Origin of the sequence: Polaromonas sp., from assembly GCF_031411155.1 — a bacterium.
GTDB lineage: Bacteria > Pseudomonadota > Gammaproteobacteria > Burkholderiales > Burkholderiaceae_C > Polaromonas.
Map to the genome: position 1 here is coordinate 1 of NZ_JANOAL010000139.1, position 20,900 is coordinate 20,900.

19 protein-coding genes and 1 pseudogene are annotated in these 20,900 nt (G+C 62.4%); 16 read left to right on the plus strand and 4 right to left on the minus strand.

Going from position 1 to position 20,900, the window contains the following annotated elements:
- Window positions 1-132: 132 nt before the first annotated feature.
- From nuoI to RMO23_RS09220, 9 genes are all read left to right on the plus strand, one after another.
- Window positions 133-630 (plus strand): NADH-quinone oxidoreductase subunit NuoI, encoded by a 498-nt coding sequence (gene nuoI, locus RMO23_RS09180; protein ID WP_309680712.1) that lies wholly within the window; start codon window positions 133-135, stop codon window positions 628-630.
- Between the two features lie 52 nt (window positions 631-682).
- Complete coding sequence (locus RMO23_RS09185; RefSeq protein ID WP_309680714.1) at window positions 683-1,327, plus strand: NADH-quinone oxidoreductase subunit J; 645 nt, start codon at window positions 683-685, stop codon at window positions 1,325-1,327.
- Complete coding sequence (gene nuoK, locus RMO23_RS09190; protein WP_309680716.1) at window positions 1,324-1,632, plus strand: NADH-quinone oxidoreductase subunit NuoK; 309 nt, start codon at window positions 1,324-1,326, stop codon at window positions 1,630-1,632. Before RMO23_RS09185 ends, nuoK begins: the two co-directional genes overlap by 4 nt.
- Window positions 1,633-1,736: 104 nt before the next feature.
- The gene (nuoL, locus tag RMO23_RS09195) at window positions 1,737-3,773 is read left to right on the plus strand and encodes an NADH-quinone oxidoreductase subunit L (protein ID WP_309680718.1); all 2,037 of its coding nucleotides are present in this window, start codon (window positions 1,737-1,739) and stop codon (window positions 3,771-3,773) included.
- A gap of 29 nt (window positions 3,774-3,802) precedes the next feature.
- Complete coding sequence (locus RMO23_RS09200) at window positions 3,803-5,278, plus strand: NADH-quinone oxidoreductase subunit M (RefSeq protein WP_309680720.1); 1,476 nt, start codon at window positions 3,803-3,805, stop codon at window positions 5,276-5,278.
- A 15-nt stretch (window positions 5,279-5,293) separates the two neighbouring features.
- The gene (gene nuoN, locus RMO23_RS09205) at window positions 5,294-6,796 is read left to right on the plus strand and encodes an NADH-quinone oxidoreductase subunit NuoN (protein ID WP_309680722.1); all 1,503 of its coding nucleotides are present in this window, start codon (window positions 5,294-5,296) and stop codon (window positions 6,794-6,796) included.
- Window positions 6,797-6,805: 9 nt separating this feature from the next.
- Window positions 6,806-7,108: a DUF2818 family protein gene (locus RMO23_RS09210; RefSeq protein ID WP_309680723.1), complete on the plus strand. Its 303-nt coding sequence runs from the start codon at window positions 6,806-6,808 to the stop codon at window positions 7,106-7,108.
- A complete protein-coding gene (locus RMO23_RS09215; protein ID WP_309680725.1) occupies window positions 7,105-7,683 on the plus strand; it encodes an NUDIX hydrolase in 579 nt (192 codons plus the stop codon). The genes RMO23_RS09210 and RMO23_RS09215 overlap by 4 nt, the downstream gene beginning before the upstream one ends.
- A gap of 21 nt (window positions 7,684-7,704) precedes the next feature.
- Window positions 7,705-8,223, plus strand: a complete 519-nt coding sequence (locus RMO23_RS09220; RefSeq protein WP_309680727.1) for a DUF1178 family protein — start codon at window positions 7,705-7,707, stop codon at window positions 8,221-8,223.
- Between the two features lie 106 nt (window positions 8,224-8,329).
- Here the strand turns inward: RMO23_RS09220 and RMO23_RS09225 are convergent, their stop codons facing one another.
- Window positions 8,330-9,646: a Glu/Leu/Phe/Val dehydrogenase gene (locus tag RMO23_RS09225; protein ID WP_309680729.1), complete on the minus strand. Its 1,317-nt coding sequence runs from the start codon at window positions 9,644-9,646 to the stop codon at window positions 8,330-8,332.
- A 115-nt stretch (window positions 9,647-9,761) separates the two neighbouring features.
- Window positions 9,762-11,594 carry an ABC transporter transmembrane domain-containing protein gene (locus tag RMO23_RS09230; RefSeq protein WP_309680731.1) on the minus strand — a complete coding sequence of 611 codons (1,833 nt, stop codon included), beginning with the start codon at window positions 11,592-11,594 and terminating at the stop codon, window positions 9,762-9,764.
- A gap of 76 nt (window positions 11,595-11,670) precedes the next feature.
- On the opposite strand from RMO23_RS09230, the gene RMO23_RS09235 reads away from it, so the two are divergent.
- The 4 genes from RMO23_RS09235 (at window position 11,671) to RMO23_RS09250 (ending at window position 16,805) form a co-directional block, all read left to right on the plus strand.
- The gene (locus RMO23_RS09235; RefSeq protein ID WP_309680733.1) at window positions 11,671-12,225 is read left to right on the plus strand and encodes a MarR family transcriptional regulator; all 555 of its coding nucleotides are present in this window, start codon (window positions 11,671-11,673) and stop codon (window positions 12,223-12,225) included.
- Window positions 12,226-12,310: 85 nt separating this feature from the next.
- The gene (locus RMO23_RS09240; protein ID WP_309680761.1) at window positions 12,311-13,765 is read left to right on the plus strand and encodes an efflux transporter outer membrane subunit; all 1,455 of its coding nucleotides are present in this window, start codon (window positions 12,311-12,313) and stop codon (window positions 13,763-13,765) included.
- A gap of 62 nt (window positions 13,766-13,827) precedes the next feature.
- Entirely contained in the window at window positions 13,828-15,177 is a 1,350-nt protein-coding gene (locus tag RMO23_RS09245; RefSeq protein ID WP_309680735.1) for an HlyD family efflux transporter periplasmic adaptor subunit, read from the plus strand.
- Between the two features lie 35 nt (window positions 15,178-15,212).
- Complete coding sequence (locus tag RMO23_RS09250) at window positions 15,213-16,805, plus strand: DHA2 family efflux MFS transporter permease subunit (RefSeq protein WP_309680737.1); 1,593 nt, start codon at window positions 15,213-15,215, stop codon at window positions 16,803-16,805.
- An 18-nt stretch (window positions 16,806-16,823) separates the two neighbouring features.
- On the opposite strand, the gene RMO23_RS09255 is transcribed toward RMO23_RS09250, so the two are convergent.
- Window positions 16,824-17,450, minus strand: a complete 627-nt coding sequence (locus RMO23_RS09255) for a CDP-alcohol phosphatidyltransferase family protein (RefSeq protein WP_309680739.1) — start codon at window positions 17,448-17,450, stop codon at window positions 16,824-16,826.
- Window positions 17,451-18,483: 1,033 nt separating this feature from the next.
- Window positions 18,484-18,768: pseudogene (locus RMO23_RS09260) on the minus strand (IS110 family transposase); the annotation flags it as partial.
- A 262-nt stretch (window positions 18,769-19,030) separates the two neighbouring features.
- Here RMO23_RS09260 and RMO23_RS09265 point away from each other — a divergent pair.
- The 3 genes from RMO23_RS09265 to RMO23_RS09275 all read left to right on the plus strand — a co-directional run bounded on the left by RMO23_RS09265 (window position 19,031) and on the right by RMO23_RS09275 (window position 20,895).
- Window positions 19,031-19,315, plus strand: coding sequence for a hypothetical protein (locus RMO23_RS09265; protein ID WP_309680740.1), 285 nt, complete (start codon window positions 19,031-19,033; stop codon window positions 19,313-19,315).
- Window positions 19,316-19,707: 392 nt separating this feature from the next.
- On the plus strand, window positions 19,708-20,127 hold the full coding sequence (locus RMO23_RS09270) for a DUF1801 domain-containing protein (RefSeq protein WP_309680742.1): 420 nt from the start codon (window positions 19,708-19,710) through the stop codon (window positions 20,125-20,127).
- A gap of 111 nt (window positions 20,128-20,238) precedes the next feature.
- Window positions 20,239-20,895: a LysE family translocator gene (locus RMO23_RS09275; protein WP_309680744.1), complete on the plus strand. Its 657-nt coding sequence runs from the start codon at window positions 20,239-20,241 to the stop codon at window positions 20,893-20,895.
- The last annotated feature ends 5 nt before the right edge of the window (window positions 20,896-20,900 follow it).

Sequence of the window (20,900 nt, forward strand, 5' to 3'; positions counted from 1 at the left end):
TATGGGCCCCCACGTTCGTTCACTTCGTGTAACTCTCTGCCCCCCGAGGGGGCTAATTTCCCTTGGGGCGGCCCGGCGGGAAATTGATCGTTCTTACATACGAGTCGTGGCTCAGTTGCGCAGGAAATCATCATGAGTGCAGTTGCCTCCGTCAGGGATTTTGTCTCGAGCTTCATGCTCACCGAGCTGTTCAAGGGCATGGCCCTGACCGGCAAGTACATGTTTCGCCGCAAGATCACGGTTCAGTTCCCCGAGGAAAAAACGCCGCTGAGCCCGCGCTTTCGTGGCTTGCATGCGCTGCGCCGCTACGACAATGGCGAGGAACGCTGCATTGCCTGCAAACTGTGCGAGGCGGTTTGCCCGGCGATGGCCATCACCATCGAGTCCGACGTGCGGGAGGACGGCAGCCGCCGCACCTCACGCTATGACATCGATCTGACCAAGTGCATTTTTTGCGGCTTCTGCGAGGAAAGCTGTCCGGTCGACTCCATCGTCGAGACCCATATTTTTGAATACCACGGCGAAAAGCGCGGCGACCTCTATTTCACCAAAGAGATGCTGCTGGCCGTGGGCGACCGCTATGAGGCGGAAATTGCGGCCAATCGGGCAGCTGATGCCAAGTACCGCTAAAACCCAGGCCCACGCAACCGACTAGCTGGCACAAGAAAGAATCCACAACAACATGGACGCTAAAACAGGTCTCTTCTACGTCTTCGCCGCCTTGCTGCTGTTTGCGGCATTCCGGGTGATTACCGCCCGCAATCCGGTGCATGCCGCGCTGTACCTGGTGCTGGCATTTTTTCAGGCCGCCGCCGTCTGGATATTGCTCAAGGCAGAGTTTCTGGCCATCACGCTGGTGCTGGTCTATGTGGGTGCCGTGATGGTGCTGTTTCTGTTTGTGGTGATGATGCTGGACATCAACCTGGACTCGGTGCGCAAGGGGTTCTGGCGGCATTTTCCGCTGGCCGGCTCCGTGGGCGCCATCATCGCGCTGGAAATGTCATACGTGCTGATGGGTGGCTTCCGCGAGCCGCCCAAGGCAGCCTCGGCAGCCGGCCAGATCGGCGCGCAGGTGTCCAACACCAAGGAACTGGGCAAGATGCTGTACACGCAGTACCTCTACCCGCTGGAAGTTGCGGCCGTGATCCTGCTGGTGGCTATGATTGCCGCCATTGCACTGACCATGCGCGAACGCAAGGACTCGAAATACATCAACCCGTCTGATCAGATCCGGGTCAAGCGGGGCGACCGGTTGACGCTGGTCAAGATGAAGTCTGTCGTCGCACCCGTGGCCGTTGCTGCTGCCCTGGAGGAAAGGAAATCATGATGCTGACCCTGGGCCATTTTCTTTCGCTGGGCGCCATGCTGTTTGCGCTGTCGGTAATCGGCATTTTTCTGAACCGCAAAAACCTGATCGTGCTGCTCATGGCCATTGAGCTGATGCTGCTGGCCGTCAACATGAATTTTGTGGCCTTTTCTTATTACCTCAACGACATGGCTGGCCAGGTTTTTGTGTTTTTCATCCTGACCGTTGCGGCCGCTGAATCTGCCATCGGCCTGGCCATTCTGGTGCTTTTGTTCCGCAACAAGTCCAGCATCAACGTCGACGAACTCAACACGCTGCACGGTTAAACAATGAGCCCCCACGCTTTTCACTTCGAGCCTTCGGCGCGCTGCCCCTTGAACGACGTTTGGGGCGCGCTTTTAATTTGGGCGGCCCTACGGGCGGTTAAACAATGAGTCAAACCCTTTCTGCATCCAGCCTGCTGGCCGTACCGCTGGCACCTCTGGCGGGGGCCTTGCTGGCCGGTATTCTGGGCACCTCGTTTGGCGGCAACTGGATAGGCCGTCGCCTGTCGCACAGCCTGACCATTCTGGGCGTGCTGGTCGCCTTCATTATTTCGGCCATGACGCTCAAGAGCGTGGCGCTCGAAGGGGCGCGCTTCAATGAAACCCTCTACACCTGGATGACGGTGGGCGGCCTGAAAATGGAAATCGGCTTTCTGGTCGATGGCCTGACGGCGATGATGATGTGCGTGGTGACCTTTGTGTCGCTCATGGTGCACATCTACACCATTGGCTACATGGAAGAGGACGACGGCTACAACCGCTTCTTTGCCTATATTTCGCTGTTCACCTTCTCGATGTTGATGCTGGTGATGAGCAACAACATGCTGCAGCTGTTCTTTGGCTGGGAGGCCGTGGGCCTGGTGTCCTACCTGCTGATCGGCTTCTGGTTCAACAAGCCGACGGCGATTTTCGCCAACATGAAGGCCTTTGTGGTCAACCGCGTGGGCGACTTCGGCTTTATTCTGGGCATTGGCTTGATTGCCGCCTTCGCCGGCACGCTCAACTATGGCGAAGCGTTTGCCAAGGCCGATGCGCTGGCCAAACTCACCCTGCCGGGCACCAGCTGGATGCTGATCACCGTCATCTGCATCTGCCTGTTCATTGGCGCCATGGGCAAGTCGGCCCAGTTTCCGCTGCATGTCTGGCTGCCAGACTCGATGGAAGGCCCGACCCCGATTTCGGCACTGATTCACGCCGCGACCATGGTGACCGCCGGCATTTTCATGGTGGCACGCATGTCGCCGCTGTTTGAACTCAGCGATACCGCGCTCAGCTTCATCATGGTGATTGGTGCCATCACCGCGCTGTTCATGGGATTCCTGGGCATCATCCAGAACGACATCAAGCGCGTGGTCGCCTATTCAACGCTGTCGCAGCTGGGTTACATGACCGTGGCGCTGGGCGCGTCGGCTTACTCCGTGGCCGTGTTCCACCTGATGACGCACGCTTTCTTCAAGGCCTTGCTGTTCCTCGCGGCCGGCTCCGTCATCATCGGCATGCACCACAACCAGGACATTCGCTGGATGGGGGGGGTGCGCAAATACATGCCCATCACCTGGATCACCTCGCTGCTGGGGTCACTGGCACTGATCGGCACGCCGCTGTTTGCCGGTTTTTACTCCAAGGACAGCATCATCGAGGCGGTGGCCGAGAGCCATCTGCCAGGCGCTGGCTTCGCGCATTTCGCCGTGCTGGCGGGCGTGTTCGTCACGGCCTTTTATTCATTCCGCATGTACTTCCTGGTGTTCCATGGCAAGGAGCGCTTTGACCAGAACCCCGGTGCGCATCACCATGATGCCAGCGAGGAGCCCGATCCGCATCACCACCAGGATGAACATCATGCTCCGCACGAGTCGCCCTGGGTGGTCACCGTGCCGCTGATTTTGCTGGCCATTCCTTCCGTGGTGATTGGTTTCATGACGATTCAGCCCATGCTGTTCGGCGAGTTCTTCAAGGATGCGATCTTCGTCAACCTTGAGCGGCATCCGGCCATGGAAGAGCTGGCCAAGCTGTTCCACGGCCCGGCCCAGATGGCGTTGCACGGCCTCATGACCGCGCCGTTCTGGCTGGCGCTGTCGGGCGTGGTGCTGGCCTATTACATGTACATGGTCAACCCGGCCTTGCCTGCGGCCATCAAGCGCGTGGCGCAACCCATCTATACGCTGCTTGAAAACAAGTATTACCTCGACTGGTTCAATGAAAACGTGCTGGCCCGCGGTGCGCGCGCGCTGGGCACCGGCTTGTGGAAGGGCGGCGATCAGGCCCTGATTGATGGCGCGCTGGTCAACGGCTCCTGGAAGCTGGTCGGCTGGGTGTCGGGCGTGGTGCGGCGTCTGCAATCGGGCTACATCTATCACTACGCCTTCGGAATGATTGTGGGCGTGTTCGTGTTGATGACGTATTTCGTCTGGCTCAAGCCATAACAAATCAAGAAAAATAAGGAAGATCAAGAATGGGTTTGTTGAGCCTAGCCATCTGGACGCCGATTGTTTTTGGCGTCGTGTTGCTGGCACTGGGACGTGATGATCAGGCGCGCAGTGTGCGCTGGATCGCGCTGATCGGTGCTATTGCCAGTTTTCTGGTCACGCTGCCTTTGTACGATGGCTTCAAGCTGGGTACCTCGGCCATGCAGTTTGTCGAAAAAGGCAGCTGGATACAGCGCTTCAACGTCAACTACCACCTCGGCGTGGACGGCATCTCGCTGTGGTTTGTGCTGCTGACGGCCTTCATCAATGTGGTGGTCGTGATTGCCAGCTGGGAGGCGATCACCTCGCGCGTCAGCCAGTACATGGCCTCCTTCCTGATTCTCAGCGGCCTGATGATTGGCGTGTTCGCCGCGCTCGACGGCCTGCTGTTTTACGTCTTCTTCGAGGCCACCCTGATCCCGATGTACCTGATCATCGGCATCTGGGGCGGCCCCAACAAGATTTACGCGGCCTTCAAGTTCTTTCTGTACACGCTGCTGGGCTCGCTGCTGCTGCTGATCGCACTGATTTACCTCTACAACAAGTCGGGCGGCAGCTTTGACATCCTGACCTGGCACAAGCTGCCGCTGGGCGGGTCGGTGCAGACCCTGCTGTTTTTTGCCTTCTTTGCCGCGTTTGCGGTGAAGGTGCCGATGTGGCCGGTGCACACCTGGTTGCCCGATGTGCACGTTGAAGCCCCGACTGGCGGCTCGGCCGTGCTGGCGGCCATCATGCTCAAGCTGGGGGCTTATGGCTTTCTGCGCTTTTCGATGCCGATTGCGCCCGACGCGGCCCGTGAATGGGCCTGGCTGATGATTGCGCTGTCGCTGATTGCCGTCATCTATGTCGGCCTGGTCGCGCTGGTGCAGCAGGACATGAAAAAGCTGGTGGCGTATTCGTCGGTGGCCCACATGGGTTTTGTGACGCTGGGTTTCTTTATCTTCAATGACCTCGGGGTGTCTGGCGGCATCGTGCAGATGATCGCCCACGGTTTTGTCTCGGGCGCCATGTTCCTGTGCATCGGCGTGCTGTACGACCGGGTTCACTCGCGCGAGATCGCCAGTTACGGCGGGGTGGTCAACACCATGCCCAAGTTTGCCGCGTTTGGGCTGCTGTTTGCCATGGCCAATTGCGGCCTGCCCGGCACCGCCGGCTTTGTCGGCGAATGGATGGTGATTCTGGGTGCCGTCAAGTCCAGCTTCTGGATGGGCGCCGCAGCGGCCACCGCGCTGATCTCGGGCGCGGCCTACACGCTGTGGATGTTCAAGCGGGTCTATCTCGGTCCGGTGGTCAATGACGACGTCAAGGGCCTGAGCGACATCAACAGCCGCGAATTCCTGATGCTGGCCCTGCTGGCGATTGCCGTGCTCTACATGGGCATTTATCCCAAGCCGTTTACCGACGTGATGAACACCTCGGTGGCAGACCTGCTCACGCATGTCGCAGCTTCCAAACTGAACTAATGCAGAAGAATTCAGATGATTGACAAACTTAGCTGGATCACGGTTTACCCCGAAATCGTTCTGCTGATCATGGCCTGCGTGATTGCGCTGTTCGATCTGGGTGTCAAAACCCCGCACCGCACGGCTAGCCATGTGTTGACCCTGCTGACGCTGGCCGTGGTGGCCACCATGGAAGCTTTTTATGCGGCCGGCGGCCAGACCTATTACGGATTCAGCAAGATGGTCGTCAGTGACCCGATGGGGGGCTGGCTCAAATGCTTCGCCAGCGTCGCCCTGATGGTCACGCTGGTCTATGGCCGCCCCTATGCGTCGGATCGCGGCATGTTGCGCGGTGGTGAGTTTTTCACGCTCAGCCTGTTTGCGTTGCTGGGCATGTTCGTGATGATTTCCGGCCACAACTTTCTGGTGCTCTACATGGGCCTGGAGTTGCTGACGCTGTCCAGCTACGCGCTGGTGGCGCTGCGCCGCGACAACGCCACCGCCACCGAAGCGGCCATGAAGTACTTTGTGCTGGGCGCGCTGGCGTCGGGTTTCCTGCTCTACGGCCTGTCGATGCTGTACGGCGCCACCGGCTCGCTGGACCTCAATGAGGTCTTCAGCGCGATTGCCAGCCGCCAGGTCAAGCACCAGGTGCTGGTCTTTGGCCTGGTGTTCATCGTCGCCGGCCTGGCTTTCAAGCTGGGGGCCGTGCCGTTTCACATGTGGCTGCCCGACGTCTACCAGGGTGCGCCCACGGCGGTCACCCTGCTGATTGGCGGCGCGCCGCAACTGGCCGCGTTTGCCATCTGCATCCGTCTGCTGGTGGAGGGCATGCTGCCGCTGGCGATTGACTGGCAGCAGATGCTGGCCCTGATGGCCATTGGCTCTTTGCTCATCGGCAACCTGGCCGCCATCGCCCAGGCCAACCTCAAGCGCATGCTGGCGTTTTCCACCATCTCGCAAATGGGTTTTCTGCTGCTGGGCCTGCTGTCCGGCGTGGTCAACGGCAACCAGATCAACGCCGAGACGGCTTACAGCGCGGCCATGTTCTACGCCATCACCTATGTGCTGACCACACTGGCCGCCTTCGGCATCATCATGCTGCTGGCGCGGGCCGGCCACGAGTCTGAAGAAATCACCGACCTGGCCGGTCTGAACCAGCGCAGCCCGCTGTATGCCGGTGTCATGGCCATGGCCATGTTCTCGCTGGCGGGGCTGCCGCCACTGGTGGGTTTTTATGCCAAGCTGGCGGTGCTGCAGGCGCTGATTTCCTCGCAGCAAACCAGCTACCTGGTGCTGGCCGTTTTTGCGGTGATGATGTCGCTGGTCGGCGCTTTCTACTACCTGCGCGTGGTCAAGGTGATGTATTTTGATGCGCCCCATAGCCACAACGCCCAGCCCATCGCGGCACCTGCCGACGCGCGCGTCGTGCTGGCGCTCAATGGTGCGCTCATCCTGGTTCTGGGCATTGTTCCCGGTGGCCTGATGACCCTGTGCGCCCAGTCGATCAACAGCATCGTCAAGTCGCTGGGAAGTTAACGCCCCGCCATGACCCAAACCACGTCCGTCTGGCTGGTGGTGCTGCTGGCTTTGCTGACGGCCAATCTGCCCTTTGTCAGCAACCGCCTGTTCGCGGTGCTGTCGCTCAAGACCCGCAAAAACCTGGCCATCCGGGTGGGGGAACTGGTTGTCTGGTACCTGGTGACCGGCGCGCTGGGGCTTTTCCTGGAGCAGCGCAGTGGACAAATTGCGCCGCAGGGCTGGGAGTTTTATGCCATCACCGGCACGCTCTTCATCACCCTGGCGTTTCCCGGCTTTATCTACCGCTATCTGTTCAAGCGTCACGCATGAGCGACGCCCATCTGACGGAAACCCGGCTTCTGTCCGAGGAAATCCTCAAGGGGAATTTTCTACAGGTCCGGCGCGATACCGTCAGCCTGCCCGACGGCCAGCAAACCACGCGCGAATACGTGATTCATCCCGGCGCCGTGATGGTCGTGGCGCAACTGGATGATGGCCGGCTGGTGCTGGAGCGCCAGTACCGCTACCCGCTGCAGCGGGTGATGATTGAATTTCCGGCCGGCAAGCTCGACGCGGGCGAGACCTCGCTGGCCTGCGCGCAGCGCGAGCTGCTCGAAGAAACCGGCTACAGCGCGCGCCAGTGGGCCAGGGCCGGCGTGCTGCATCCGGTAATTTCCTACTCCACCGAATTCATCGACATCTGGTTTGCGCGCGGCCTGACCTTGGGCGAGCGCAAGCTCGACGCGGGCGAGTTTCTGGACGTCTTCAGCGCCAGCCCGGCCGAGCTGCTGGCCTGGTGCGGCCAGGGCCGGGTGACCGACGCCAAAACGCTGACCGGCATGCTGTGGCTGCAAAACGTGCTGTCGGGCGCGTGGACATTGGACTGGCAAGCGGCCATGTCCTGACGACCTGGCGATAATCCGTTCATGAAGGTCCTGAATCTCGCCTGTGCCCGACAGCATGCTTTTGAAGGCTGGTTCGCGTCCGAGGACGACTTTCAGGGCCAGCTCGCACGCGGCCTGATCGAATGTCCGCTGTGTGCCGACAAGGGCATTCAAAAGCTGCCCAGCGCGCCGCGCCTCAACCTGGGCAGCCACGCCAGCCCGGCGCTCACTGCAAACCAGCCTGCCGCGCCCGGTGCGGCGGCCACCGCAGTCAGCCAGCATGGCACGGCAAGTCCTGCACAGGCGGCCATGGGCATGCTGGCCGGCGCCAGCCCGGCCGACCAGGCGCTGTTTCTCAAGGCGTTGCGCCATCTGGTGGCCAACACCGAAGACGTGGGCGCGCGTTTCGCCGACGAGGCGCGACGCATGCACTACGGCGACACCGAGGCACGCAGCATTCGCGGCCAGACCAGTGCGCGCGAAGCGGTCGAACTGCTGGAAGAGGGCATTGAGGTGATGCCCTTGCCGCTGCCGGCGCTGCTCAAGGAAACCCTGCAATAAAATTGGCCCCCACGGTCGTTCGCTTTGCGTAACTCCCTGCCCCAAAAGGGGGCCGCTGCGCCTGCGGCCCGGCGAAGCCGGTTCCGCGGCCCCTGCTTGAAGCGGCTCAGGGGTACAAACCGCGCAATTCGCGGGTATGCAGAATCCGCTTGCAGGCGACGATAAAGGTGGCCGTGCGCAGGCTGACCTTGTGGTCTTGCGCGACCAGCCAGACGCCGGCAAAGGCTTCCTTCATGATGCGCACCAGGCGCGCGTTGATCTCCGCTTCGTCCCAGAAGAAGCTCGAAAAATCCTGCACCCATTCGAAGTAGCTCACCGTCACGCCACCGGCGTTGGCGATCACGTCGGGCAGCACCAGGATGTTGCGCTCCTGCAAAATGTCGTCGGCGGCCGGCGTGGTCGGGCCGTTGGCGCCCTCGATAATCATGCGCGCCTTGATGCGGCCGGCGTTCTCCGCCGTGATCTGCTGCTCCAGCGCCGCCGGGATCAGGATGTCGCACTCGACGTCCCAGAACTTCTCGTTGGCGATCACCTCGGCCTGCTCAAAGCCGGCCACGCTGCCGTGCAGGGCCACATGCCGCAGCAGGGCCGGCACGTCGAGCCCGGCGTCGCGGTAAATCGTGCCGCCATGGTCCTGCACCGCCACGACGCGCGCGCCGGCTTCGGCAAACAACTTGCCGGCCACGCCGCCCACATTGCCAAAACCCTGCACCGCTACCCGGGAGGTCGCGATGTCGAGCCCGATGTGCTTGGCCGCCTCGACGCCGACGGTGAAGACGCCGCGTCCCGTGGCTTCGCGCCGGCCCAGGGAGCCGCCCAGATCGACCGGCTTGCCGGTGACGACCCCGGTGGAGGTGGAGCCGGTGTTCATCGAGTAGGTGTCCATCATCCAGGCCATGATCTGCTCGTTGGTGTTCACGTCGGGCGCCGGAATGTCCTTGTTGGGGCCGATGATGATGCCGATCTCGCTGGTGTAGCGGCGCGTCATGCGTTCGAGTTCGCCGCGCGAGAGCTTTTTCGGGTCGACCCGGATGCCGCCCTTGGCGCCGCCGTAGGGCACGTTGACTGCCGCGTTTTTCACCGACATCCAGGCCGACAGCGCCATCACCTCCGACAGCGTCACGTCCTGGTGAAAACGCACGCCGCCCTTGCCGGGGCCGCGCGACACGTTGTGCTGCACGCGGTAGCCTTCGAAGTGCGCCACCGTGCCGTCGTCCATGTGAATCGGCACGTCCACAATCAGCACGCGCTTGGGGCGCTTGAGGGTTTCGGCCCAGCGTGCCAGGCTGCCCAGGTGCGGAATGACGCGGTCCACCTGCTGCAGGTAGTTGCCCCAGGGGCCCAGGTTATCGGCCTGCAGGTAAGACGGCAGGGGGTGGGAGCCGGGCGCGGGGGTAGCGGCGGCGGCGCTTGCTTTGGACATGAAGAAACTCCTTGTGGGAACAATCAAGCCCCGGAGCTTAGGCCGGCCGCCGCCAACTGTCCAAGGCCGGCTTTATCTGTTGTCATGCAAAAAATGCATAGTCTGAATTTTTGGTTTAAACATTGAACTGCAGCGCTGCAAGCCGCGCATACACGCCGCCGCGGCTCACCAGTTCGGCGTGCGTGCCTTGCTCCACCAGCTGGCCGTGGTCCAGCACCACGATGTGGTCGGCCTTTTGCACCGTGGCCAGGCGGTGCGCAATCACCAGCGTGGTGCGGTCCTTCATGGCCGATTCCAGCGCCGCCTGCACCATGCGCTCGCTCTCGGCGTCGAGCGCGCTGGTGGCTTCGTCCAGCAGCAGCAGCGGCGAGTTTTTCAGCATGGCGCGGGCAATCGCGATGCGCTGGCGCTGGCCGCCCGACAGGCGCACGCCGCGCTCGCCGAGAAAGGTGTCGTAGCCTTCGGGCAGGGCGCTGATGAACTCATGCGCAAAAGCGGCCCTGGCGGCGGCCATGGTTTCCCCGTCGCTGGCACCGGGCTTGCCGTAGCGTATGTTCTCCAGCGCGCTGGTCGAGAAAATCACGGCGTCCTGCGGCACGATGCCGACGCGGTGACGCAGGTCTTCCAGCGCCATGTCGGAGGTTCGCACCCCGTCCAGCGCGATGCAGCCCGAGGCCGGGTCGTAAAACCGCAGCAGCAGCTGAAACACCGTGCTTTTGCCGGCGCCGCTGGGCCCGACAATCGCCACGGTCTCGCCGGGCGCGACGTGCAGGCTGAAATCACTGAGCGCCGCCTGCAGCGGGCGCGACGGGTAGTGAAACGTCACCGCTTCAAAATTAATAGCACTACCTGCACGTATTACCTGGGCTGGCACCGGATTTGAGGGTGAAACCACGGGTGAACGGGCAGCCAGCAGCTCCATCAGGCGTTCGGTGGCGCCGGCGGCACGCAGCAGGTCGCCATAGACCTCGCCCAGCACCGCGGCGGCGCTGGCCAGAATGATCACATACACCACGGTCTGGCCCAGGTGGCCGGCGCTGATGTCGCCGCGCATCACCGCCTGCGTTCCCTGGTACAGGCCCCACAGCAGCGCCGCCGAGGTGGCGATGATGATGAAGGCCACCAGTACCGAGCGCGCCTTGGTGCGGCGCACGGCGGTGTTGAAGGCCTGGGTGGTGGATTCGTCAAAGCGTGCCGCCTCTCTGGCCTCGGCGGTGTAGCTCTGCACCACCGGGATGGCATTGAGCACCTCGGCCGCGATCGCGCTCGAATCGGCGACACGGTCCTGGCTGGCGCGTGACAGCTTGCGCACGCGCCGGCCAAACCAGACCGACGGCGCCACAATTAGCACCAGCACGCCCAGCACCTGCACCATCAGGTAGGGGTTGGTGTAGACCAGCATTACCAGGGCGCCCACGCCCATCACCGCATTGCGCAGGCCCATGCTCAGCGACGAGCCGACCACGGTCTGCACCAGCGTGGTGTCGCCGGTCAGGCGGCTCAGCACCTCGCCGGTTTGCGTGGTCTCAAAAAACTCCGGGCTTTGCCGCAGCACATGCGAATACACCGCGTTGCGCAGATCGGCGGTGACGCGCTCACCGAGCCAGCTCACGGTGTAAAAGCGCCCGGCAGAAAACAGCCCGAGTGCCGCCGCCACCGCAAACAGCTCGAAAAAATGGGTGCGCAGCGCCACCAGTTGTTCGCCCTTGTCGGCCGCCGTCATGCTGGCCTTGACCAGGCCGCCGTCAATCAGGCCGCGCAGGGCCAGCGGAAACACCAGCGTGGCCAGCGCCGCCAGCACCAGAAACAGCACCGCCAGCGCGATGCGGCCCCGGTAAGGGCGCAGAAAGGGCAGCAGGCCGGACAGCGAGCGCGGCGAGCCTTTGGCGGCCGTTACGGCCGTTGCGGACGAGGGCGATGCGGAAGTGGATGCGGAAGAAGTAGCCATGGCGCAAGTCTAGCGGAAAAGCTGCTGGTGCAAACAAAGCCTTGACAATATTTGCCTAAGCAAGTAATATTTCGCCATGGTTTCAACATCCAAATCCATCGACAACCCGGCCGGCGAATCCAGCCCCTTCATCGACGCCATCAGCTGTCCGCTGGTCGAGTTTTACCGGGCCGAGGGCTACAAGCCCGACAACAGCGTGGCCTACCTGATGCGCCGCATTCTTTCGCTGGTGGCCCAGGGCGTGGAGCGCGAACTGGAGCCGACCGGCCTGACCAACGCGCAGTGGGTGCCGCTGCTCAAGCTGCACATGGGCTCGGCCTCCACCGTGGCCGAACTGGCGCGTGAGTGCGATCTCGACGCCGGCTCCATGACCCGCTTGCTGGACCGGCTCGAAGCCAAGCAGCTGTGCCGCCGCGTTCGCTCCTGCGACGACCGCCGCGTGGTCAACCTGGAGCTGACCGACGCCGGCCGCACCGCCGCCAGAGAAATCCCCGTCATTCTGAGCCGGGTGCAAAACGCACACCTGGCCGGCTTCAGCACCGAAGAATGGCTGCTTCTCAAAAGCTATCTGCGCCGCATTCTGGACACCGCTCAAACCCTTCAAGCCGCCGAGAAAAATGACAAGCCTTAAACCTGCCCCCGTTCAATCGCCCCAGCCCCAGCCCCTGGCTGAGGGCCTGCCAGGTCCGCTGCCACTGTGGCGCGCCTCGTTTCGCATGGCCCTGGTGGCGGCGGCCAGCGTGCTGGCGGCCGGCCTGGTGGCCACCGGCATCAGCGGCTGCGCCGACATGTCGGGCATCACACCGCAGGCCACGCTGCGCGATGCGCCCTCGCTGGGCCTGGCTAGCGCTGCCAAAACGCCGGAGCCGCTGGCCGCCGACTGGTGGCTGGCTTTTGGCGATGAGCCACTGAACGGCCTGATGGCCCAGGCGCTGGCCAGCAGCCCCAGCCTCAAGCTGGCGCAGGCCCGGCTGGCACGCGCCCAGGCCGTGACCGAAGTGGCCGATGCCGCCACCCGGCCGCAACTCAATGGCCAGCTTGACCTGACACGCCAGCGCTACAGCGCCAACGGCGCCGTTCCGCCACCGCTGGCCGGCTCGATTCGCGACAGCGGCACGGCCCAGCTCAGCGCCAGCTGGGAGCTGGATTTTTTTGGCAAGAACCGCGCCGCGCTGGATGCCGCGCTGGGCAGCGTGCATGCGGCCGAGGCCGACGCCCAGGCCGCCCGCGTGCTGCTGGCCAGCCAGGTGGCGCGCAGCTACTTTCAGCTGGTGCGCCTCAATGAGCAGGCCTTGGTTGCGCGCCGCACGCTGGCGCAACGCGAGGAAACCCTGAAGCTGGTGCAAGACCGCGTGCGCGCCGGGCTGGACACCCGGCTGGAGCTGCGCCAGAGCGAAGGCGGTCTGCCCGAAGCGCGCCTGCAGCTCGAGGCGGTGCAGGAGCAGATGGTGCTGACGCGCAACGCCCTGGGCGCCCTGGTTGGGAAGCCAAATAGTGCTTTAGCCCAGACACCATCTGCACTGGAAGCTATCAAAACAGTAGCAATGGTGCCGGCCATTCCAGCCGACCTGCTGGGCCGCCGCGCCGACATCGCCGCCGCGCGCTGGCGCGTCGAGGCCTCGCTCAAGGACGTGGCCAACGCCAAAACCCAGTTTTACCCCAACATCAACCTGGTGGCCTTTGCCGGTTTCTCCAGCATTGGCCTGGGCCGCCTGCTCGACGCCGGCAGCCAGCAGTGGGGCGTGGGCCCGGCCTTGCGCCTACCGATTTTTGACGCGGGCCGGCTGCGCGCCAACCTGCGCGGCAAAACCGCTGACCTCGATGCCGCCGTGGAAAGCTACAACGCCGCCGTGATCGACGCGGTGCGCGATGTGGCCGACCAGGTCGCCTCATCGCAAGCCATCACGCGTCAGCAGACCGAGCAGCGCGCTACGCAGGAAGCCGCGGAAGGCGCGTATGAGATTGCCGTGCAGCGCTACAAGGCCGGCCTGGGCAACTACCTCAATGTGCTGACCGCCGAAACCAGTGTGCTGAACCAGCGCAGGCTGGCGGTTGACCTGGCCGCCCGTGCCCTCGACACCCAGGTGGCGCTGATGCGCGCGCTCGGCGGCGGCTACACGCCAACGTCAACGTCAACGTCAACGTCAACGGCAGTCAGCCAGTCGCTATAAAAATCATAGCTTCTTGTGCTCATAGTCATTGGGCCAGGCGCTTATTTAGTTGAAAAAATACCATGAACGCTCCTCAAACTTCCACCCCCGCAGTTTCCCCGGTAGTTTCATCGCCAGCGCCCGCTGGCAACCCCCAACGCAAGAAAGCCCTGAGCGCGCTGGCCGCCGTGGTGGCGCTGGCCGGCCTGGGCTGGGCCGCCTATGAATACCTGGTGGCCAGCCATTACGAAGCCACCGACAACGCCTATGTGCAGGGCAATGTGATCCAGATCACGCCGCAAATTGGCGGCACCGTCATGGCCATCATGGCCGACGACACCGACTTTGTGAAAGCCGGCCAGGCGCTGGTGCAGCTGGATCCGGCCGACGCCAAGGTGGCGCTGGACCAGGCCGAGGCGGCGCTGGCCCAGGCCGTGCGCCAGGTGCGCACGCTGTATGCCAACAACGGCACGCTGGCGGCCCAGATCGCGCTGCGTGATGCCGACGTGGCCAGGGCCCAGAGCGACATCGACCGCGCCGCCGACGACCTGAATCGCCGCCAGTCACTGACCGGCAACGGCGCGGTGTCCAGGGAAGAACTCAACCACGCGCAGACGCAGCTGGCCAATGCCAAAAGCGCGCTGGCCGCGGCCAATGCCGGTGTGGTCGCCGCGCGCGAGCAGCTGGCCAGCAACCAGGCGCTGACCGAAGGCACCAGCATAGAGCAGCACCCCAGCGTGCAGGTGGCGGCCGCCAAGGTGCGCGAGGCCTGGCTGGCCACGCAACGGGCCGGCCTGCTGGCCCCGGTCGATGGTTATGTGGCCAAGCGCACGGTGCAACTGGGCCAGCGCGTGGCCGCCGGCGCGCCGCTGATGGCGCTGATTCCGCTGAAGCAGGTCTGGGTCGATGCCAACTTCAAGGAAGTGCAGTTGCGCAACATCCGCATCGGCCAGCCCGCCCGTCTGGTGGCTGACCTGTACGGCAAAAAGGTCGAATACAACGGCACGGTCGCCGGCCTGGGGGCCGGCACCGGCGCGGCCTTTTCGCTGCTGCCGGCGCAAAACGCCACCGGCAACTGGATCAAGGTGGTGCAGCGCGTGCCGGTGCGCATCGCGCTGGACGCGAAGCAGCTTGAAAGCAACCCGCTGCGCGTCGGCCTGTCGATGGACGCCGAAGTGGATGTGAGCAACCTGGGCGGCAAAACCCTGGCCGATGTACCGCGCGATGCGGCCCAGGCGCAAAGCCCGCTGCCCGGCCCGCAAAATGCTGCCGCCGCCGACGATGTGCGGCGCGTGATTGCGGCCAATTCAGGCAAGGCCGCCAGGGCGGGGCGGGGCGGGCCGGCTCTGCCGGCAGAGCCCGAGGTGAAAGCCGATGTCAAGGCTGCCAGGGCGCCGCTGCTGAACAAGGCCAGCGCCCCGGCGGCATCCTGATCCCCTTCTGATCGTTTCCGGCACCGCAGACCTTCATGGCTACCGCACCCTCACAACCCACCTCAACCGCCCCGGCGCCCGCCTTCGTCGAGCTGCCGCCGCTCACCGGCTCGGCCCGCTTGTGGGGCACGCTGGCGCTGTCGGCCGCCACCTTCATGAACGTGCTCGACACCTCGATTGCCAACGTGTCCTTGCCCGCCATTGCCGGCGACCTCGGCGTCAGCCCGAACCAGGGGGTCTGGGTCATCACCAGCTTTGGCGTGGCCAACGCGATCGCCGTGCCGCTGACCGGCTGGCTGTCGCAGCGCTTTGGCCAGGTGCGGCTGTTCATGGCCAGCGTCATGCTGTTTGTCATCACGTCGTGGCTGTGCGGGCTGGCGCCCAACATGAGCACGCTGATCTTTTTCCGCGTGCTGCAGGGCCTGGTGGCGGGACCGATGATTCCGCTGTCGCAGTCGCAGCTGCTGTCGAGTTACCCCAAGGCGCTGGCCGGTCTCGCCATGGCGCTGTGGTCCATGACCACGCTGGTCGCGCCCGTGATGGGGCCGCTGCTAGGCGGCTGGATCACCGACAACATTGCCTGGCCCTGGATTTTTTACATCAACATCCCGGTCGGTTTTGGCGCGGCCTTCATCACCTGGAGCATTTTCAGGAAGCGTGAGAGTGTGACCCGCAAGCTGCCGATCGACTCCATCGGCCTGGCGCTGCTGGTGATCTGGGTCGGCGCGCTGCAGATCATGCTCGACAAGGGCAAGGAGCTGGACTGGTTTCATTCCGGCGAGGTGGTGGCGCTGGGCATGGTGGCGCTGGTCGGCCTGATTGCCGTTGTGATCTGGGAGCTGACCGAAGAGCACCCGGTGGTTGATCTGACCCTGTTCAAAAAACGCAACTTCTGGGCCGGCGCGCTGGCGCTGTCGGTCGGCTATGGCCTGTTTTTTGGCAACGTGGTGCTGCTGCCGCTGTGGCTGCAGCAGTACATGGGCTACACCGCCACGCAAGCCGGCATGGTGATGGCGCCGGTCGGCCTGATGGCGCTTATCCTGTCGCCCGTGGTCGGCAAAAACATCGGCAAGGTCGACCCGCGCCGCATGGCCGCGTTTGCCTTTGGGGTGTTTGCGCTGGTGCTGTGGATGCGCTCCAACTTCAACACCCAGGCCGATTTCGGCACGATTTTGATCCCCACCATCATCCAGGGGGTGGCCATGGCCTTCTTTTTCATCCCGCTGGTCACCATCACGCTCTCCGGCATCTCGCCCGACAAGATTCCGGCGGCCTCGGGGCTGTCCAACTTCGTGCGCATCACCGCCGGCGCCTTCGGCACGTCGATTGCGACCACCATCTGGCAAGACCGCGCCGCCATGCACCATGCGCATTTGAGCGAAGCCGTCAACCTCGGCAGCAGTGCCACCCACAGCGCGCTGTCCGGCCTGGCCGGCGCCGGGCTGACGCCCGATCAGGCGCTGGGCACCCTCAACCGCCTGGTCGACCAGCAGGCCTATATGCTGGCCGCGTCGGACGTGTTTTATGCGTCGGCACTGATCTTTTTGCTGCTGATTCCACTGGTTTTTTTAACCCGGTACAGCAAGGCGGGGGCGGGCAGCGCCGATGCGGCGGCGGGCGCGCACTGAGGGCGGAACGGCGCTTTTTCAGAGCTTGGGAATGCGCAGCGTCTTGCTGATCATCAGGCTGCCCGACAGCACAAACAGCAGCGACATCGGGTGCACCAGCCAGGGGCCCAGGGCAAAGCCGCCGCCCCACAGGTCGTCGCCTAGGCGCCCCTGCCAGGCGGCAAACGCCAGCACCGCCGTCAGCAGCACGCTGGTCGGAATCGGCGTGCCTTCAAAGTGCGACACCTTGCCGCTGCCCGCGTCCAGCGTTTCCGCCGTCACGTTGTAGCGCGCCAGCCGGCTCACGCCGCAGCAGACAAAATAAATCAGCGCCGCCGCATCCCAGCCGCCCTGCAGCCCGGCCGCAAAACCCAGCGCCGCCGGTGCCACGCCAAACGACACGATGTCAGCCAGCGAATCGAGCTCGCGCCCCAGCGCCGAATGCTGATGCCGCGCCCGCGCGATCCGTCCGTCCAGCACATCAAAAATAAAGGCCGCCGGCGCCAGCGCCGCCGCCGCAAAAAAGTGAAACGGCATCTGGGTCTGCATGAACAGCATGGCAAACAGCACCGCGCCCACGCCGCAGGCCGCATTGCCCAGCGTAAAGAAATCCGCGAGATGAAAGTCCCGCAACATGGAGAAGTGCCGGGGCAGGATGCGTTGCATGGGGTTAGGGTCCTTCGGATGGTTAAGTGGCAGTTTTTGCCAGCGCGGGCGAATAGTCAAGCGTTATCAATATTAGGCGGCAGCGCCCGTTTGAATGGCCAGACCCCGCCACAAGAACCTGTCGGTGGCATCCCACGCGTTTTGATGCTGCGTTCAAGCAGTATCGGCTTCTGGTCCATATAAATAGGGAATGAATAGCTATTAAACTTATAGCAGTTCAGACGTTTAAGTCATCAAATCGACACTCAACCACCTCCCCGGGGGGGTTAGTCCGACAGGGTTTTGTCCAGGGCCTGCTTCAAACATCGCGCGCGGCGGATAAATGCTATTCATTAAAGCTCTATCCCTGGCCGTCTCCCTTACCCACTTCCCATCCGGTCATGAACACTCTTACGGTCGTCACAGTCGATTGAGGTTCCACATGCGTCAGAAGCGACATTTCACGAGACTTGGGGAGCCGAAAGGAGCCTCTTGGCAGATTCATCGGAACGCCGAAGTCGATCGCTCGCTGACCTCTAGGCCAAGCCAGTTCAACCCTTATCCGGTTGTCACTTCTGTCGGTTTCAATCACGTATGACACCAGGGTGCCATCTTCAGCATCAGCTAAGGGGAACTTCAACACTTTCCCGTTGTCCCGCTCGTCAACGAGGGCGGTGAATAGGCGCACAGGCTCGTGGTAAATGAACCTGGTGCCAAACCAATTGCCTTGGTCGTGTTCCTGCCTTCGAACACGAAATGCCGCAAACACAAGGTTGAGCAGAAAGAACACCGGTACCGCGTAAAGCGCGGTCTAGATGGCTTCAAACGCTGCGGTGCGGGAAGAAATATGACTGTCCCATCCCCTCCTCGGTCCAAGAAGCAACAAGACGAGCACCACCCCGATGTAGTTCAGGCGGGCGTTGGAGTCGATTAATGGAGCAGCAGTCTGGGCTACCGCGTCCCGAAGCCAAAGTCGTAGGTAGCGTTTTCCCCGGACCAAGACAAGAGAAGGTATAGCCATATGAAGCAGAGTCTAAGGCACGTCTACATGGGTTGCTGCATCGGCCGCGTCGTACTTGCCGCCCATACGGTAGGGTGCGACGAACTTGGGCGCCATCAGGCGCACGGTGTGGCCAGACTTGGCGAATTTCCGGGCCCAATGGTGGGCGCCTGAGCACGCCTCCATGCCGATCAGGCAGGGTGACAAATTGGCAACCAGTTCAAGCAATTTGACGCGTGGGACATCGGGGAGAACCAGTACATGTTTGCCGGATTCGCCCACGCCGTGCACGGCAAAAACGTTCTTGGCGAGATCGATTCCGATGGTGATAATGGCCATGATTTCCCCTCTCAGATGAGTTGATGAAAAGTTTGACCTCTCCATTTGGGCACTCAGTTGCGGTAAACCGCAACTCGCAAGACGCGCGGCTCGCTTGGGACGGGGGAGTCCCTTTCATTCGTTAGGCCAAACATAGAAGGAGTTGATGCGGCATGTGTGTTGGATAAAGGAGAGGTGAAATCAAGATTGACGCCTCGACTGAGCAGGGGCTTGGCGTCGGAAAACGTTTGTTTGAATTCCTATTAAGAAATGGAGTCCACTTATGAGCTATACCACGCGCAAGCAATTCGATCTCAAACCGGACGACGCCGCTCGCATGGTGCGCTTGGCGGAGGAGGTGCGCGCTCGCATCGAAGAGATGGCGATGATCTTTGCCCGCACGGTCGGCGTACCGCTGACCAGCGACATGGTGAGGAAGTTCTGTCCGTCGGAGGCCATGATGAGGTGGCCGCAGCCCGATATCGAGATCGTGTGCACCTCGGACGGCAAATGCGGCTGCTTCGACTACCGCGAAGATCCGCCGCGTTTCTACTTTCCCTGCGAATGAGCGGATAGGCTCGTCAGGCCGAGCAAGTTATAGTCTTCACGTCGCCCGGGGCGGAACGTGCATCGTAGATGCTTCATGGGAAAGTGGTTGCTCGGGTGATTCGGAATCGACCGACAGAGGTCTTGTTGGAATTCACGGATGGAACTCGTCTGTTTGTGGATCGTGCGGCAGAAGCACTTGAACTTTCAGTTACAAAGAGAAAATGAAGATGAGTTTGCGCACCTCAACTTCTGGCCGTCGTGGTTGAGGCCTCAGTTTTAACCGGTCGGCCCACACGGACACACAACAAAAGGTTGCAGCTTCGCGGCTCGTGTTGTGTTCCGGTGGCCTCGGACTTTATGCATCCTCCACTGTCTTGCAAATGAAATATCTGGAATTTCTAGGATGAGAACTTGACAAAGTCGGACGCTAGCCAAGGCCAGTCGGCATCGGAGCTCATCTCGAAAAGAATCGCCGAACTCGGTGACTGGCGTGGGGAAACCCTCGGCAGAATGCGCAAGCTCATCAAGGAAGCAGACCCGGACGTCGTCGAGGAGTGGAAGTGGATGGGCACGCCGGTCTGGTCGCACGACGGCATCATCTGCACTGGCGAATCCTACAAGGACAAAGTGAAGCTGACCTTCGCCAAGGGCGCGTCTCTGAAGGATCCGGCCTGTCTCTTCAACTCGAGTCTCGACGGAAACGTACGCCGCGCGATCGACATCCACGAAGGAGAAGAAGTTGCCGAGTCCGCCTTCAAGGCGCTCGTTCGCGAGGCGGTCGTCCTCAATAGTTCTGGCAAGTCGAAACCTTCGAGGAAAGCGAAGTCCTAAGGGTTGCCGTCAACCGCAACCCTGACGGATTGCGGCTCGCCTCTGGGACGGGGAAGTTTCTTTCATTCGTTGAGCGTCACACATATGGGTCACCCGCTAAACTTGGCCGCCATGTTCCCTACAGACATCCTGCTTGCCTATCTCGCTGCGCTCCTTGTCGTAGTTGCCGCACCGGGTCCGGACAACATCCTCGCCATCAGTCGCGGACTGAGCCAGGGGCCTGTTGCTGCTGCACTTTCCTCAATAGGCGCTGGCCTGGGCATCATGTGCCACACAGTGGCTGCAGCCCTGGGTCTTGCCCTTGTCCTTCAGGCCTCTCCTCTCGCGTTTTGGGTGGTCAAGGCCGCAGGCGCGACCTACCTGTTGTGGCTCGGGTACAGGGCGATCTCATCTCGCAGTCTGATCTCCTTCGTGCCAACTGGACATCAATCGCTCGGGCGGGTCTTTGCCACAGGCCTGCTGTCCAATGTGCTGAATCCGAAGCCGGGTCTATTTGTCGTTGCGTTCATTCCGCAGTTCACCAGCCCTTTGCGCGGCCCTGTGTATCTTCAGATGCTTGGTTACGGTGCCATTTTTGCTCTCCTCACGGCTGTCATCTTCACCGTGCTGGGTTCGTTTGCCGCACAACTGTCCGCATGGCTATCCCGGCGACCGAAAGCGTTAGCCGCAGCCAACGTGGGGGCTGGGCTTACCTTTATCGCGGCGGGTCTTTCAATTCTGGCCCTGGAGCGCCTGCAGGGGCAGGATGGCGCGCTCAGACCGCGGTAACAGCT